This window comes from Rummeliibacillus sp. TYF-LIM-RU47, assembly GCF_008638315.1.
Lineage (GTDB): Bacteria > Bacillota > Bacilli > Bacillales_A > Planococcaceae > Rummeliibacillus > Rummeliibacillus stabekisii.
This window is the reverse complement of record NZ_VVIR01000005.1, coordinates 89,010-103,649: the sequence shown is the minus strand read 5'-3', so window position 1 is coordinate 103,649 and position 14,640 is coordinate 89,010. Positions and strand designations below refer to the sequence as shown.

The following is a 14,640-nucleotide window of genomic DNA, read 5'->3' as shown; positions in this document are numbered from 1 at the left end:
GTTCATTATAACGGTTTTACCATGAGTACATGCTCTATGCCTGCATCCAAAAAGACGCCTGATTTGACTTCATATCCAAGCTTTTCATAAAAACCTTGTGCTTGCACTTGTGCATCTAATTTTGCTTTTTTAGCGCCCAGTTCTTTTGCTTTGTCTTCACAAGCTTGGATGATTAAGCGCCCGATTCCATGTTCACGGTACTCTTTTGATACGGCAACACGTTGAATCTTTCCATAGTCTTCAAGTAAGCGAACACGTCCTGTACCTACAGCGATATTGTCATCAGTAGTGACAAGAAAATGTTTGCAGTTGCCGCCAAGATGATCTAGATCATCTAGTTCTTCCTCTGCCGGCACCTTTTGTTCGTCTACAAAAACCTTCAGACGGATATCAAATTCTCTTTGCAAATCTTCTTGTGTAGTAACTTCGAATATTTTCATCTCAATTCCCCATCTCCTCTTTTGCTCTATTATAGCTAAAAAAATTTTCAGAATATAGATTCTGCACAAAAAAGAATTAAGAAGCTAGTTTTAATCCGACAGCTGCAGTCAAAATCATGACGATAAAAAGAATACGACGCCAATTGGTCGACTCGCCAAAAAAGATCATACCAACCAAGGCGCCACCAACTGTACCGATTCCAGTCCAGACGGCATAAGCAATCCCCATCGAAACAGTGTTCATGGCATATGACAATAATAAGAGGCTGACACCGAAGCTAATAATTAGGAGAAGAACCGTCGACAGTTTTCGATCTAATTGAAAACGGTTCATCATTGCAACTCCAAAAACTTCACAAAATCCAGCCAATATAATAGCAACCCAAGCCATTATGAATCACCCTCCGTCTCTGTTGATGCTGGCGTGACCATTTTTAGGCCTATTACTCCTGCCATTAAAAGAAGTAGCAGTACAATTTTTATAGCATTAAGTGATTCACCAAATACAAAAGCACCTACGAGTACAGTGCCTGCTGTCCCTAAGCCTGCGAAAACAGTATAAACAGTCCCAACAGGCAAATATTTACCTGCTACTAATAAAAGATAAAAAGTAAAACAAACAGCAATGACAGTCATAATCCATGCAAGTGGCGTATGGGCATGTTTCAGGCCGACAACCCAACCTACTTCAAACAATACTGCGATTAAAACAATTAACCAATGTCTAAGCATAATATCTCCTTTCATGGAAAAAAGCCTGAAGAGTACTGATGCAAACATCAGTAATCTCCCAGGCTTTTCTCCTTCCGTGGCATAGCAATTGCTATGTGATTTCTCTCGGACCAGACCAAATCAAATTGCGGAACCCTAGAAATCAATCATTTATTTAATTAGCCTTATTCTAACAAATCATTTAGCCAAATTCAAACCACAATCCTTTTTGGCACAGTAGCGAAAAATCAGTTAAGATAGAGTAGTTATACAAAGTAGAAAGGAAGACTTACGATGAATCAAACTTCTTCACAGATTGAGGAAATTAGCACATTTAAGTTAATGTGGCAGCTGACTCGGCCTCACACATTAACAGCTACTTTTTCACCAGTCATATTAGGGACAGTACTTGCGCTGTTCGATATTAAAATAAATTGGCTTTTATTTATTGCGATGTTGGTGTGCTGTTTATGCCTCCAAATTGCAACAAACCTATTCAATGAATATTACGATTTCAAACGTGGTTTAGATACGGCTGAATCAATTGGGATTGGTGGCGCGCTTGTTCGTCATGGGACGAAGCCAAGTACTATATTGAATTTTGCCTTGATACTATATGCATTAGCTGTTGTTATAGGCGTATATATCTGTATGGAAAGCAGCTGGTGGCTAGTTGTTATTGGTCTTATAGGTATGGCAATCGGTTACTTTTATACAGGTGGACCTTATCCGATTGCTTATACGCCATTTGGTGAATTATTTGCAGGACTCAGCATGGGTTTTGCGTTTGTATTGATATCTTACTATATTCAAACAGGGGATATTAGTTTAACAAGCGTTCTAGTTTCCATCCCGCTTGGCATTTTAGTCGGTGGTATTAACATGGCAAACAATATTCGCGATATCAAAGAAGACACAAAAGGCGGACGAAAAACGTTAGCAATACTAGCAGGGCGTGAAAAAGCAATTAATATACTAGGGTGGTCATTTATCGTTTCATATCTTTGGATGATCGTACTTATCCTTTGTGGTATTGTCAGTCCTTGGTTGTTGGTTGTGTTGATTAGTGTACCAAAACCTATTAAAGCCATTAAAAGCTTTAAAGAAGCAGAATCTAATCCGCCAAAGTTGGGCCTAGCGATGAAGTCCACAGCTTTAACGAATACGCTTTACGGACTACTTTCTTCTGTAGGCTTATTACTTAGCTATATCACGGGATACTAAAATTTGCCGGGAGGTGTTTTGATGGGAATGACGAAGAAAGAAGCAAGCGCCAATTATATGCGGGAACACCAAGATATATTGTCTTGCCCTCTTTGTCAAAAAGAGATGAAGGTCACAGAGGAATCAACCGTGATCTGCGAAAATCGCCATACATTTGATCTGGCAAAGCAAGGCTACGTTAATTTTATGACTCATCCTGCTCCATCTATGTACGGCAGTGAACTTTTCAATGCAAGAAAAAAGGTTATTGATAGAAATCTCTATCACTTAATGTATGAAACAATCGTTGAGCAGCTGAATCTCTATGAAAAAGATTTGACTGTATTAGATACAGGCTGCGGTGAAGGCTCCCATCTGGTGAAAATAAAAGAAGCTTATGAGCAGTCTGGGACATACAAAATGCACGCTGCAGGAATTGATATTGCTAAAGAAGGTATAGTGGCTGCTGCCAAAAATTACGGTGGAATGATGTGGTATGTGGGTGATTTAGCTAAAAGCCCATTTAAAGACCAAAGTTTCGATTGTATCTTAAATATCCTTTCGCCTGCTAATTATAGTGAGTTCCAAAGGCTTCTAAAACCCGATGGAGTCGTGGTCAAAGTCGTGCCACAAAGCGGTTATTTGAAAGAATTAAGAGATCAATTCTTTGTGGACGAAGATAAAAAGACATATTCTAATGCCAAAACGGTTGAACGGTTTAATGAACAGTTCAAAGAAGTAACGGTCGCTCGCATCACTGCAACCTTGCCGCTTGAAAAAGAACTCGTACCAGATTTAGCCCACATGACACCGCTTGGCTGGCATCAAAAGGAAGATATAAACGAGAAATCATTAAGTAAGGTAACTATTGATTTGGACGTATGTATCGGCAAGTTTTAATGAAATGCTGCGTATAAGCTGAATTAGAAGCTAGAAGAACAAACTTAAAGAGGATAGAAATAGAAGGCGGCGATTTCTGTAGAAATAGCTTGAGCTGAAATTCCCACAGGAACGTAGTAATGAGGAGATTGAAGCCAAGCTCGTGGAAAGTTGCCTGACACGGAACACAAAATAATAAAAAGATAAACCGAACAAATGTGAAATTATCACATATAGTTCGGTTTTTTCATTACCTTATTTTTTTATCATAGTCTCTTTTAATGTGCTTTCTTTTTCGCACGTCGTTTCACAAGGATTGAGATGCCATTCCAGATGAGCAATAAGACAATGGCTCCACTAGTGTCTAAGAGCACATCTTGATAGGAAGCAGTACGTCCTGATGTGAAATACTGATGAAATTCATCTATCACCGCTAAAAGGCATGCTGCCAAGACAGCTAAGACAAAACGATACTTTCTTCTTGGTAAAGCAATATATACAGCAATCCCAATGGCCCCAAATGTAAAGAAATGGGCAGCTTTTCGACATAGGAATTCAAGGAAATAATAGTAGCCTCTTGTATCTACAGAGATATCCATCCCATAGTAATAGAAGTGAAGTTTTGAAAGTAAATCTCTGAATGGTTCATTTGGAAAATATGCTTGCAAGGTAGGGACAATAGTTTGCTGCTCATAGGATTGGCTTGAAGAAATAAAGATAGCCAAAATTAGAATAAGGAGCGGAATATATTTTTTCATATAAAAACAGTAACATACTTATAGCAAAAATTCATAGATTTTATGTAAACTTTCACTAGCTGCCAAAAAATGATATGCTAAAAAAGCTCTTTATTTTTAATAAAGATTTCGGTCAGTAAACCAGCTATAGATTAGCGAAGGCTTGCTGCCGTAAGAGCAGGATAAAGGAAGTGTTAAGAATGCCAGGACGTAATGATCCATGCCCTTGTGGAAGCGGAAAGAAATACAAAAAGTGCTGTGCGCAAAAAGCGGCAATAACAGTAGAAGATGTTTATATAGAAGAATTAGATCGTGTATTGCAAACTTTTTACGATGTGTATCCGTTAAGGAAAGACTATCAATCTTATATACAAATGGCGGATGAATGGAAAAAAAGCCTCTCTCCTTACTTAATTGAGGAGATGACAGAGGCCATTGTAATGGATTATTTCTTTTTCCATGAACGTACTGATATATGGACAAGTTATTTAGAGAAAACTAAAAAAGAAATGGTTCGACCTAAAACGATTGAAGTTCTAGAGACATGGAATCATCCGTATATGATTCTAGCTAGAGTTGTTGGAGTAGAGGACCACTATATTGTTGTTGAAGACATACTGACTAGAAAGCAAGTAAAAGTAAGAAGAGAAGGCGAAAAACCAGTTCCGCTGGATGTCCATGTTTTCTGCTTTATCTTGCCAGATGGTTCTGGAATGGAAGAGAGCTATTTAGCCATTTCAAGCATGATCTTCTTCCCGAAAGACCAACAACAGGTATTTGATACATGGATCGGGAATTTTAAAAAACAAGAGCAAAGTGCAGAAGAGTTCTACAAGGTACATTCAATTGAATTGTGGGAGAGCTTAGGTGAAAATGGCTTTGACGGTTTAGAGTTTACTGATTTCGAAGCAGATGTCTTCTTGAAAATAGAAGCATTCTTGGAAGAACGAAATCGTCCATGGGAAGAACTTGTAGATATAGTAGAAGACTATGTAGTTGAAATTCAGCCAAAAGCCCGAAAAGCCGTCGCCATCGCCGCAGGTGCCATCCGTTTTGGTGGCGAGGCAGGGCTATTCGAGCCTGTTGGAATGACAATCAAGGAAATAGCGGAGGAGTTTGGAGTTTCTGCTTCTTCTCTAAACAAATATTATAACGAATTAAAATCTTACTCAGAAACACGCGTGGCACAATAAAGAAAACTTTCATAAAGAATGTAAAAAAGCCTATTGAAAATATAGGCTTTTTGCATATTATTTTATATACAGAACGGTAGAAGATTCCTAGTGCTAATGATAAGATGAAAAAAATAAATAACAGGAAGTGAGAGCCATGTTAAAAGGACTGCCATTTTATGTAGTATTAATAGCTATCGGTTCATTAAGCATTACGTTCGCTGTCACAAGAGATATCCCTATGAAAATGCAATGGGTATTACTTATAGGTGGAACGTTAATCAATATTATCAGCCTGATTGCACTTATGATTTTTTTGGCAAAAAGTGATCGTCAACCCAAATAAGAATAAACCATTTAGAATATTATCCTAAAAATATGATAAAAGTTATTACACTTTTAGAAAATTTAGATTACAATAGAATGAATGGCAAATAAATAGAGTCAAAACCAACCATTGTTAGTTTATACAATGGAGCAACTTAAATTATAAGAATATTAACTATATTTCAATTTTCTGTAAATTTAATGTTGTATAGTCAATATTCTTATTTAATCATTCCATTAGTTACTTACAATAATTTTAAGAGGGAATTTTTCATCTATGATTATGCAACAATTAGCGGAAGTAACTACTGGCAAGGAAACAGAAAGCCTAATAATTCGATAAAGGAGTGGTCTAGTGGTTACTTCAAATGTATATGACCCACAAGATGAAAATGTAGTACAACAAGAAAATTCACCAGATGCAATGATGGCAGTAAAGCGTAGTGAATTAATCTTTAAATATCGTATGGCTGTCGGTCTTACGCAATCAGAGCTAGCGCAGCAAGCAAATGTAACGCAAAAGACAATTAGTCGGATTGAGCGTGGAGATCGCAATGTAAGACAAACAACATTGAAAAAAGTGTATCAAGTATTAGGTATACCGGATGAGGAGCTAGAGGCACTAAAAGCACAGCTCAATACATAAGGAAGCAATGACCATATTTTAGGTAACATGTACACCGATGTAGCTAAAAGGATTTATTTGGAGAATTATTTGTTTTTTAAATGACAGTTCCTTCTTGCTAGTGGCATAATATGATAGAGTTATTAAAGAAGGCCGCACATATAGAAGGTGATAAAAATGGAAAAAAGAAATATAGGCAAGGAATTGCTGTCATGGGTTTGGCCAATATTGCTTGCAGTCATTATTGCTGTAGTATGCAGACAGTTTTTGTTTTCTCCTGTAACGGTCAAAGGTGAGTCAATGGAGCCTACTTACCATAACAATAATAAAATTATTATTAGTAAGGTCAGTCATATCGATCGTTTTGATATTATTGTTTTTGATTCACCCGTTGAAGATGACCATTACATTAAGCGAGTTATCGGTTTGCCCGGCGATACAATAAAAGTAAAAGATGATCAATTGTATATCAATGGGAAGAAGTACAAAGAGCCATACCTCAAACAAGGCATTAAGGAATATGAAAGTCTAGGCGACAACTTTACGGAAGACTTTACATTAAAAGAAGTGTCAGGTGTAAAGAAAGTACCGAAGAATTCCTATTTCGTACTGGGCGACAACCGCCAAAACAGTAGCGATAGCCGCGACTATGGCTTTATCAAAAAGTCAGCTGTTACGGGAGAAGTAAAATTCCAATTCTATCCGCTGAAGTTCTAGGAGGTAAATGATGAAAACTAGCGTACTTTTTGTGTGTCTGGGGAACATCTGCCGCTCGCCAATGGCCGAAGCAATCTTTCGCCACCTCGTGGAAGAAAAAGGGTTAACAGACGCATTTGACATTGATTCAGCTGGCACAGGTGATTGGCATATAGGTGAAGCGCCACATGCTGGAACAGCACAGATTCTTGCTCAGTATCAAATACCTGCTAATGGCATGTTTAGCCGCCAATTAAAGCAAGAAGATTATAGTCGCTTTGATTATATTGTTTGTATGGATGACAGCAATATTCAAAATGCCCTGCCGATGCTAGGCGTAAAGGCAAGTTCTAAGGTATTTCGTCTGCTCGATTTGGTCGAAGAGAAAAAAGATGTGCCAGATCCTTATTTTACAGGCAACTTTGAGGAAACCTATCAACTTTGCTTGGCAGGCTGTAAGGCATTGCTTGAGAAAATTGATGCCGACAAAAACAAATGATAAAATGAGATTCTTATTAAAACTGAACGCAAAAATGCAGAGTCAATCGCATTTTTGCGTTTTTTCTATTTTCGCTTAGTGTCTATAGGGGAATAAAAAGGGGTATAAATAGATGGACTTCAATAAGGGCGGGTGATTTTTCTAATGGATTGGAAAGGAAGAAGAGAAAGTAAAAATGTTGAAGACCGTCGGGGGATGAGTGGACCTGCAGTTGTAGGTGGAGGCCTTGGCGGCATTGGTATTATCATCGTGATTATTTATACATTACTTGGAGGCAATCCCCAAGATATATTAAATACTGATACGCAAGCTCCGCAAAGCCAGAGTACCGGCTATAAATCCACTGCAGAAGAGGATGAATTAGCGGACTTTGTTAAAGTCGTTCTCGCTGATACTGAAGATGTTTGGACAGATGTATTTGCAAGAGAAGGAAAAACCTATAAGGATCCAACGCTTGTGCTCTTCACAAACAGTGTCCAAACAAAATGCGGTAATATGAGCACAGCTGTCGGGCCATTCTATTGTCCAGGCGACCAAAAGCTTTATATAGATTTATCGTTTTATCAGGAATTGAAAAACCAATTTAAAGCACCAGGAGATTTTGCCATGGCCTATGTTGTGGCGCATGAGGTAGGCCACCATGTGCAGTATCTGCTTGGCACCTCCTCCAAGGTTAGTGCGCTTGAACAGAGAGCATCAAAGGCAGAGGCGAATCGGCTATCCGTCAAGCTCGAGCTTCAAGCAGATTATTATGCTGGGGTATGGGCGCACTATGTACAAGGTGAAGGATATCTAGATAAAGGCGACTTTAAAGAAGCTCTTACAGCTGCCAACGCAATTGGCGATGATACACTTGAAAAGAAAGCGCAAGGCTATGCAGTGCCAGAAACCTTTACACATGGTACATCGGCTCAACGAATGAAATGGTTAGAGCGAGGTTATAAATACGGTACCATTGAAGATGGCGACACTTTCAATGCGAAAGATCTGTAGCAGCTGTAGATAGATAGGCTAGCTTTTTCATTTTTCAATTATAGTGTATAATACAACAGTAATTTAATGGCTTATTGAATATGAAAAAGCAATTAGCATATCTATCGATTAGAAGAAAGAGAGTGAATCCGATGGGACGTAAATGGAATAACATTAAAGAGAAAAAAGCAGCAAAAGACCAAAGCACATCTCGCATCTATGCAAAATTTGGACGTGAAATCTATGTTGCTGCAAAACAAGGCGAACCAGATCCAGAATCAAACGGCGCTCTAAAAGTTGTGTTAGAAAGAGCGAAAACATACAGCGTACCAAAACATATCATTGACCGTGCAATTGAAAAAGCAAAAGGCGGCGGTGAAGAAAACTATGATGAGTTACGCTATGAGGGATTTGGACCAAGCGGTTCCATGATCATCGTAGATGCACTTACAAATAACGTAAACCGTACAGCGGCAGAAGTGCGCGCTACTTTTGGGAAAAACGGCGGAAATATGGGTGTCAGCGGTTCTGTAGCTTATATGTTCGACACAACAGCCGTATTTGCCCTAGAAAACAAATCAGCTGATGATGTACTCGAGCTATTAATTGAGTCAGACGTTGACGCACGTGATGTATTCGAAGAAGGGGATACAACTATTATTTATGCAGAGCCTGATCAATTCAATGCAGTCCAAGAAGCATTAAAAGCACAAGGGATTTCTGAATTCAATGTAGCGGAGTTAACAATGCTTCCACAAACAGAGGTTGAGCTACAAGGCGAAGATTTACAAAAATTTGAACGCCTGATTGAACTATTGGAAGACCTAGAAGACGTACAGCAAGTGTACCATAACGTAGACTTGTAAAATAAATGGTAGAAGGCCTGGTATAATTAATTGCCAGGCCTTTGCTATAGGGTGCTAGATTAAAAGAGATTTATAGATTCTATTAAAATACATAACAACATATAAAGTATAAAGGAATGGTATGAGGTGAAAAGGAAGAAGATGTGGATTATAGTAGTCATAGTTTTGGTAATCGCTGGCTTTTGGGTATTGACGTCAAAGTGGCTAGCTGAAGGGGAAAAGCCAAGAGCAACAGGTGCTAACAAATATCTAGTGGTCCTGGGGGCAAAGGTGAAAAAGGGAGCGGTTCCATCTAAGTCATTGGCATATCGTTTAGATGCAGCACTCGAATACGCTAAAAAGTATCCTGAAGTTCTGATCATTGTAACGGGTGGACAGGGTCCTGACGAAGATGCGACAGAAGCTTCTGTGATGAAAAACTATTTAGTAGACAGAGGGATAGATGAAAAAAGAATTAAGCTGGAAGACAAATCTACTACGACATATGAAAACCTCGTAAATGCTAAAAAAATAATTGGGAATGAGAGTAAGAAAATCACAATCGTTTCGAATGACTACCATCTGGCACGTGCGAAAATGCTGGCAGAGAATGTGGGATTAGATTGTGATGTTATTCCTGCAAAAACACCGAAAAGTGTCGAAGCAAAATCAAGATTGAGAGAACGTTTAGCACTTTTAAAAACAGTTGTCTTAGGGAAATAAAAAATAGCCACCTCGCAGGTGATATGCGGGTGGCTATTTTTATTAGTGCCTGTTCTTTCTGAAAGAAAGAACAGAAAGGATGGAAAGCCATGTTGGCTGTTCTATCTATTTGTTAATATATTCGCTAATTTGGTCTCGGTATTTGGAAATAGAAGAAGCGGACACAGTGAAGTAACCTGCTACATCTTTCACTTTAACCAAGCCGCCTTCTGGAATTTGACCATTTGCTTGTCCAGCTAAGACAGCGCCTGCAGCAACTGTTTCGGCTTTTTTCGCTTTGATTGAAGTCTCTTCAAGGAAGCGTGTTAGTAATTCAATAAATGCAGGTGCCACTAGTCCATGCTCTGTTAAATAGCAGTCTGTTAATGTTAGTACCTCAGTTGTAAAAGGTGATAAACTCACAGTGCTATCAACTGTCGAAGCTACTTCATCATCTGCGCTTTTTATTTCCTGAGCTGCTTCCTCTACAGGCATTTTTCCCTCTTCTACAAATGATTGATAAAGATCAAGTGAATCTTTATAGCCATTTTGAAGTTTTGAGCATAGAATCTCTGTGACATTTTCTTTATCTTCTGGAATAAATACAACACTGCTAGTAGCAGTAAGTCCATTTTCGCCTTGGCGTGCATCAGGCATAAATATACCGAATAACCAATTGCCGGAGAATGTTTTCGATGGAGTGCCACTCATTACGTAACTTTTGTTTGTCACCATATCTGTAATAGAGATAGTTTCTGGTGTTTGGGCATCCACTTTAGCCAGCATATAAATAGGTTTTAGCCATGAAGTCAAAATATCGCTCACTTGCTTGCGAGTTTGCAATGTTAGCTGTTGATTGATATAGCTTTGCCATAGTTCAAGATGGTCGATGTAAATGTAAGTTTCCATCGCAATTTTATCTATTAATTTAATTGAAAAAGTTTGTTGTAAAGAATCTCGCCAAACTTGATTTCTTTTTTCTAATTGACGGTAATCTGCAGGATGGAAAGATTCCTTCACAAAGCCCTCCACAATACGATCAATCTCTTCGCTTACAAGTGTAGTAATATCGCCTTGAGCGTTTTTACCATGACACTTTTTGTATTTCTTTCCGCTGCCGCATGGGCAAGGATCATTACGACCTATCAATGTATTGCACCTCACTTTAAAAATTGCACATAGAAATAGGTTAGCACAATTTGAAGAAAAAAATAAGTATTATAATTTTTCCAGCGTCAAAAACTAAACAAACTATCAAAAAAGAATGATTTTCATAAGAATAGTTGAAATTTTTCTGAATATAATAAATAATGTAATCAATACTTCGCTTTACGAAGAGTACAAGTACATAATAGAAATGGGGAATAGTAGATGCTTACATTTAATGAATATCAATATACACGCCCAGACTTGGAAGACATGAAGAAACAATTTAATAGTCTTCTACAAGAATTCAATGAGTCAAAAACGGTAGAAGTGCAAAGTGATGTGATTGAACAAATCAATCGTTTGCGTAATGATTTCTCAACGAAATATAACTTGGTTTATATTCGTGCTTCTATCGACACTAACGATGAATTCTATCAAAAAGAGCGAGACTATTTAGATGAAATTACACCCGAAGTGGAAGAATTAACAACGAATTACTATAAAGCTCTTATTGCTTCCCCTTTCCGCAATAATCTAGAAGAAAAGTGGGGCTCTCAATTATTTTCTCTAGCAGATAACCAAATCAAGGGATTCTCACCGGAAATTATGGATCTTATGCAAAAAGAGAACAAGCTAACATCTGAGTACTCCAAATTGGTGGCGTCTGCACAAATTTCTTATGATGGCAAAGAATTGACGCTTGCCCAGCTTGGTCCTTATACAGAGTCTACAGATCGTGCGACACGGAAAGAGGCGAATGAAGCTCGCTTTGGATTCTTCCAATCGCATGAAGAAGATTTTGATCGTATTTATGATGAATTAGTCAAAGTGCGCCATGAGATGGCAGTCAAACTTGGCTATAAAAACTATGTAGAGCTTGGTTATGTCCTGATGAACCGAATTGATTACAACGCAGACATGGTTAAGAAGTACAGAGATCAAATTCGCGATGTAGTGGTTCCTTATGCAACAGAGCTTAGAAAACGCCAAGCAAAACGAATTGGCCTAGAAGATTTAAAGTTCCATGATGAAGGACTGAATTTCTTAAGCGGCAATGCAACGCCAAAAGGAACGCCAGAGTGGATTGTAGACAACGGCAAAAAGATGTATGACGAGCTTTCTCATGAAACATCTGAGTTCTTCCACTACATGGTTGACCATGAGTTGATGGATTTAGTAGCGAAAAAGGGGAAAGAAAGCGGTGGTTATTGCACATTCATCGAAGACTATGACTCGCCGTTTATCTTTTCAAACTTCAACGGCACATCAGGGGATATCGATGTATTGACGCATGAAGCGGGTCACGCGTTCCAAGTATACTCAAGCCGAAAGATTGGAATACCAGAATACCTTTGGCCAACATTTGAATCAGCCGAGATTCATTCTATGAGTATGGAATTTTTCACATGGCCATGGATGGAATTGTTCTTTAAAGAAGACACAGAGAAGTATAAATTTGCGCATTTAAGCGAGTCACTTCTATTCTTGCCTTACGGTGTAGCCGTCGATGAATTCCAGCATGTCGTGTATGAAAATCCGGAAATGACACCGGAGGAACGAAAAGCTGCGTGGAAGAAAATCGAAGGCATCTACTTGCCACATCGTGATTATGATGGCATCGACTATTTAGAAAAGGGTGGCTTCTGGCAACGCCAAGCACATATTTATAACAGCCCGTTCTATTATATCGATTACACACTTGCTCAAGTATGCGCATTCCAATTCTGGAAGAGATCTCGTGAAAATCATGAGGAAGCATGGAAGGATTATATCCACCTTTGCAAGCTAGGCGGAAAAATGTCCTTCACAAAATTGGTGGAAGAAGCAAATCTTGTTTCTCCATTCGAAGATGGCTGTGTAGATTCTGTTATGGTTGCGATTCGCGACTATCTTGATAGTGTAGCGGATGACCAATTATAGAATTATATAATCTGAAAATCCCGTTGCTCTCTAAGAGTACGGGATTTTTTTATTGAGCGTAAGGTGGCTATTTTCAGTTTATAGTTTAATAGCGTATACTGATATAAGAATATATAGTGAAACGTCAATTATTGTAGTTTTTACAGACCGTTATTAATGCCGAAGAGGAAGTGAACCATTTGACAAAGAAACTATGGTTTCAAGCGGGTGTCGGGATTCTATTAGCTCTATTGATTATTAAATATTTTCTAGAGATTAAATCCCTTTTCTATCCGATTGCAGTCATACTAAGTGCTATTTTTATTCCGTTGCTAGCTGGGGGCGTTCTATACTATGTCACAGAACCCATTCAGCGCTTTTTAGAAAAGAGAAAGTTTCCAAGATGGGCAAGCATCTTATCCATACTTGTCATTATAGGGGCTCTTATATATGCGTTTATCGCAATTGTTGTGCCGCCAATCAATAACCAAATTAATCATTTGATTAAGGCAACGCCAAATTTGGCAAATGAGCTTTCAGATATGATTGATTATATCTTGAAGAATCGCGAAGATTTCCCTGACCAGTTGAATGATGCGATTGAACGAATGACCAATTCGATTCAACAATACGCGGTATTTACAAGTAAGTTTTTGGTCCAACTCATTTCAAGCATCGTTTCAGGTGCATTCATTTTAATCCTGGTACCATTTTTCTTCATCTACATGTTGAAGGACCATGAGAAGTTTGCTCCTGCCATCTATAATTTATTCTCAGGCTCACGTCGCCAATGGGTGAAAAAAACGTTAACAGATATTGATGATGTGTTGCGCAATTATATACAGGGTCAAATATTGATCAGTTTTATACTAGCGACGCTTATTTTTATCGGCTATAAAATTATTGGTCTTGAATACGCGCTTCTGCTTGCCATGTTTGCGTTTTTCATGAATATGGTGCCATTTATCGGTCCGTGGGTTGCACTTGTGCCAGCCATCATTGTAGGCTTCCTAGACGATCCTATGAAAGCTGTATGGGTTTGTGTGGTAACACTTGTCGCTCAGCAAATTGACAGCAACTTTATCACGCCAAACATTATGGGTAAGACGCTTGATATTCACCCGCTTACCGTTATTACGATTATCTTAGCTGCAGGCAATATCGCTGGGTTTATCGGAATTTTACTCGGAGTGCCTCTCTATGCAGTCGGTAAAGTCATCGTCAAAAATATCTATGAACATCGGAAAGATATTAAATCTGCAGCTACTAAAAATATATAGAACGATTTTGAAAAGGAGATCATATGCTAACATTTGAAGAAAAACAACATATCATTGAGAGTTTTAAAGAATTAATCCGTAAAGAGATATCGATGGGTCGTTTAAACTACCACTTTGAGGGGAGTCAGTTTGAGAAGAAGATTGTAGTAGAGAAGCTTCATCCAAATGGTAATGGGTTTGTTTATGTTGGCGATTTGCTTCGTTATCCAACAGCCCAAAAAGGCCTTGTGAATATTAGAGATTTCACAGAGCAAGAACTGCGTGAAGTGATCGAGGATTCAATCATGTATCTTTCAGAAGTGGATGAGCCTATAGAGGAAGAAAAATTTGAGCAAACCTGGCTCAATCGAGATAAAGCAGAGCTTTTGCTTGTAAATGATGATCCTTATTGGAATATTTATCATGGAGAAAATTTAGAAGAAAGCTTTGGTACACGCGATGATGCTGAAGACTATTTATATGCAGAAGGATTTAAGCCGTCTGCCCAATAATAATGAATAGAAA

Annotated in this window: 18 protein-coding genes and 1 riboswitch; of the genes, 13 read left to right on the top strand and 5 right to left on the bottom strand. The window is 38.4% G+C overall.

The window, feature by feature from the left end:
* Positions 1–5: 5 nt before the first annotated feature.
* The 3 genes from F0527_RS15225 to F0527_RS15215 form a co-directional block, all read right to left on the bottom strand.
* Positions 6–440: a GNAT family N-acetyltransferase gene (locus tag F0527_RS15225; RefSeq protein ID WP_150285459.1), complete on the bottom strand. Its 435-nt coding sequence runs from the start codon at positions 438–440 to the stop codon at positions 6–8.
* 76 nt (positions 441–516) lie between these two features.
* Positions 517–831, bottom strand: a complete 315-nt coding sequence (locus tag F0527_RS15220) for a DMT family transporter (RefSeq protein ID WP_150285458.1) — start codon at positions 829–831, stop codon at positions 517–519.
* Positions 831–1,172 (bottom strand): DMT family transporter, encoded by a 342-nt coding sequence (locus F0527_RS15215; RefSeq protein WP_150285545.1) that lies wholly within the window; start codon positions 1,170–1,172, stop codon positions 831–833. The genes F0527_RS15220 and F0527_RS15215 overlap by 1 nt, the downstream gene beginning before the upstream one ends.
* A 53-nt stretch (positions 1,173–1,225) precedes the next feature.
* A riboswitch (guanidine-I (ykkC/yxkD leader) is annotated at positions 1,226–1,322 on the bottom strand.
* A gap of 123 nt (positions 1,323–1,445) precedes the next feature.
* Between F0527_RS15215 and F0527_RS15210 the strand changes: the two genes are divergently transcribed.
* Together F0527_RS15210 and F0527_RS15205 are read left to right on the top strand one after the other, a co-directional pair.
* Entirely contained in the window at positions 1,446–2,375 is a 930-nt protein-coding gene (locus tag F0527_RS15210) for a 1,4-dihydroxy-2-naphthoate polyprenyltransferase (protein ID WP_150285457.1), read from the top strand.
* A 21-nt stretch (positions 2,376–2,396) separates the two neighbouring features.
* Positions 2,397–3,254, top strand: a complete 858-nt coding sequence (locus F0527_RS15205) for a putative RNA methyltransferase (RefSeq protein ID WP_150285456.1) — start codon at positions 2,397–2,399, stop codon at positions 3,252–3,254.
* Positions 3,255–3,511: 257 nt separating this feature from the next.
* Here the strand turns inward: F0527_RS15205 and F0527_RS15200 are convergent, their stop codons facing one another.
* Positions 3,512–3,991, bottom strand: a complete 480-nt coding sequence (locus F0527_RS15200; RefSeq protein ID WP_066790429.1) for a VanZ family protein — start codon at positions 3,989–3,991, stop codon at positions 3,512–3,514.
* Between the two features lie 179 nt (positions 3,992–4,170).
* Here F0527_RS15200 and F0527_RS15195 point away from each other — a divergent pair, with 179 nt between their 5' ends.
* The 8 genes from F0527_RS15195 to F0527_RS15160 all read left to right on the top strand — a co-directional run bounded on the left by F0527_RS15195 (position 4,171) and on the right by F0527_RS15160 (position 9,829).
* Complete coding sequence (locus tag F0527_RS15195; protein ID WP_150285455.1) at positions 4,171–5,163, top strand: YecA family protein; 993 nt, start codon at positions 4,171–4,173, stop codon at positions 5,161–5,163.
* A gap of 136 nt (positions 5,164–5,299) precedes the next feature.
* Entirely contained in the window at positions 5,300–5,488 is a 189-nt protein-coding gene (locus tag F0527_RS15190; RefSeq protein ID WP_066790425.1) for a hypothetical protein, read from the top strand.
* A 336-nt stretch (positions 5,489–5,824) separates the two neighbouring features.
* Positions 5,825–6,115: a helix-turn-helix transcriptional regulator gene (locus F0527_RS15185; protein ID WP_066790422.1), complete on the top strand. Its 291-nt coding sequence runs from the start codon at positions 5,825–5,827 to the stop codon at positions 6,113–6,115.
* A 156-nt stretch (positions 6,116–6,271) separates the two neighbouring features.
* Positions 6,272–6,811 carry a signal peptidase I gene (gene lepB / locus F0527_RS15180; RefSeq protein ID WP_066790420.1) on the top strand — a complete coding sequence of 180 codons (540 nt, stop codon included), beginning with the start codon at positions 6,272–6,274 and terminating at the stop codon, positions 6,809–6,811.
* 7 nt (positions 6,812–6,818) lie between these two features.
* On the top strand, positions 6,819–7,289 hold the full coding sequence (locus F0527_RS15175) for a low molecular weight protein-tyrosine-phosphatase (RefSeq protein WP_370454698.1): 471 nt from the start codon (positions 6,819–6,821) through the stop codon (positions 7,287–7,289).
* A gap of 144 nt (positions 7,290–7,433) precedes the next feature.
* A complete protein-coding gene (gene ypfJ / locus F0527_RS15170; RefSeq protein WP_150285453.1) occupies positions 7,434–8,282 on the top strand; it encodes a KPN_02809 family neutral zinc metallopeptidase in 849 nt (282 codons plus the stop codon).
* 131 nt (positions 8,283–8,413) lie between these two features.
* The gene (locus F0527_RS15165; RefSeq protein WP_066790412.1) at positions 8,414–9,127 is read left to right on the top strand and encodes a YebC/PmpR family DNA-binding transcriptional regulator; all 714 of its coding nucleotides are present in this window, start codon (positions 8,414–8,416) and stop codon (positions 9,125–9,127) included.
* Positions 9,128–9,253: 126 nt separating this feature from the next.
* Entirely contained in the window at positions 9,254–9,829 is a 576-nt protein-coding gene (locus F0527_RS15160; RefSeq protein WP_223823627.1) for a YdcF family protein, read from the top strand.
* Positions 9,830–9,934: 105 nt separating this feature from the next.
* Here F0527_RS15160 and F0527_RS15155 read toward each other — a convergent pair whose 3' ends face one another.
* Entirely contained in the window at positions 9,935–10,957 is a 1,023-nt protein-coding gene (locus F0527_RS15155) for a YecA family protein (protein ID WP_190323510.1), read from the bottom strand.
* Between the two features lie 222 nt (positions 10,958–11,179).
* Here F0527_RS15155 and F0527_RS15150 point away from each other — a divergent pair, with 222 nt between their 5' ends.
* The 3 genes from F0527_RS15150 to F0527_RS15140 all read left to right on the top strand — a co-directional run bounded on the left by F0527_RS15150 (position 11,180) and on the right by F0527_RS15140 (position 14,627).
* Entirely contained in the window at positions 11,180–12,877 is a 1,698-nt protein-coding gene (locus F0527_RS15150) for a M3 family oligoendopeptidase (protein WP_150285451.1), read from the top strand.
* A gap of 179 nt (positions 12,878–13,056) precedes the next feature.
* Complete coding sequence (locus F0527_RS15145; RefSeq protein ID WP_066790404.1) at positions 13,057–14,136, top strand: AI-2E family transporter; 1,080 nt, start codon at positions 13,057–13,059, stop codon at positions 14,134–14,136.
* A gap of 23 nt (positions 14,137–14,159) precedes the next feature.
* A complete protein-coding gene (locus F0527_RS15140; protein ID WP_150285450.1) occupies positions 14,160–14,627 on the top strand; it encodes a hypothetical protein in 468 nt (155 codons plus the stop codon).
* The last annotated feature ends 13 nt before the right edge of the window (positions 14,628–14,640 follow it).

Bases quoted from the DNA above. Each gene is read 5' to 3' on its own strand.
- F0527_RS15165 (WP_066790412.1), top strand. From the start codon at position 8,414: ATGGGACGTAAATGGAATAACATTAAAGAGAAAAAAGCAGCAAAAGAC.
- F0527_RS15150 (WP_150285451.1), top strand. From the start codon at position 11,180: ATGCTTACATTTAATGAATATCAATATACACGCCCAGACTTGGAAGAC.
- F0527_RS15140 (WP_150285450.1), top strand. From the start codon at position 14,160: ATGCTAACATTTGAAGAAAAACAACATATCATTGAGAGTTTTAAAGAA.
- F0527_RS15210 (WP_150285457.1), top strand. From the start codon at position 1,446: ATGAATCAAACTTCTTCACAGATTGAGGAAATTAGCACATTTAAGTTA.
- lepB (WP_066790420.1), top strand. From the start codon at position 6,272: ATGGAAAAAAGAAATATAGGCAAGGAATTGCTGTCATGGGTTTGGCCA.
- F0527_RS15215 (WP_150285545.1), bottom strand. From the start codon at position 1,172: ATGCTTAGACATTGGTTAATTGTTTTAATCGCAGTATTGTTTGAAGTA.
- F0527_RS15220 (WP_150285458.1), bottom strand. From the start codon at position 831: ATGGCTTGGGTTGCTATTATATTGGCTGGATTTTGTGAAGTTTTTGGA.
- F0527_RS15225 (WP_150285459.1), bottom strand. From the start codon at position 440: ATGAAAATATTCGAAGTTACTACACAAGAAGATTTGCAAAGAGAATTT.
- F0527_RS15195 (WP_150285455.1), top strand. From the start codon at position 4,171: ATGCCAGGACGTAATGATCCATGCCCTTGTGGAAGCGGAAAGAAATAC.
- ypfJ (WP_150285453.1), top strand. From the start codon at position 7,434: ATGGATTGGAAAGGAAGAAGAGAAAGTAAAAATGTTGAAGACCGTCGG.
- F0527_RS15200 (WP_066790429.1), bottom strand. From the start codon at position 3,991: ATGAAAAAATATATTCCGCTCCTTATTCTAATTTTGGCTATCTTTATT.
- F0527_RS15205 (WP_150285456.1), top strand. From the start codon at position 2,397: ATGGGAATGACGAAGAAAGAAGCAAGCGCCAATTATATGCGGGAACAC.
- F0527_RS15190 (WP_066790425.1), top strand. From the start codon at position 5,300: ATGTTAAAAGGACTGCCATTTTATGTAGTATTAATAGCTATCGGTTCA.
- F0527_RS15175 (WP_370454698.1), top strand. From the start codon at position 6,819: ATGATGAAAACTAGCGTACTTTTTGTGTGTCTGGGGAACATCTGCCGC.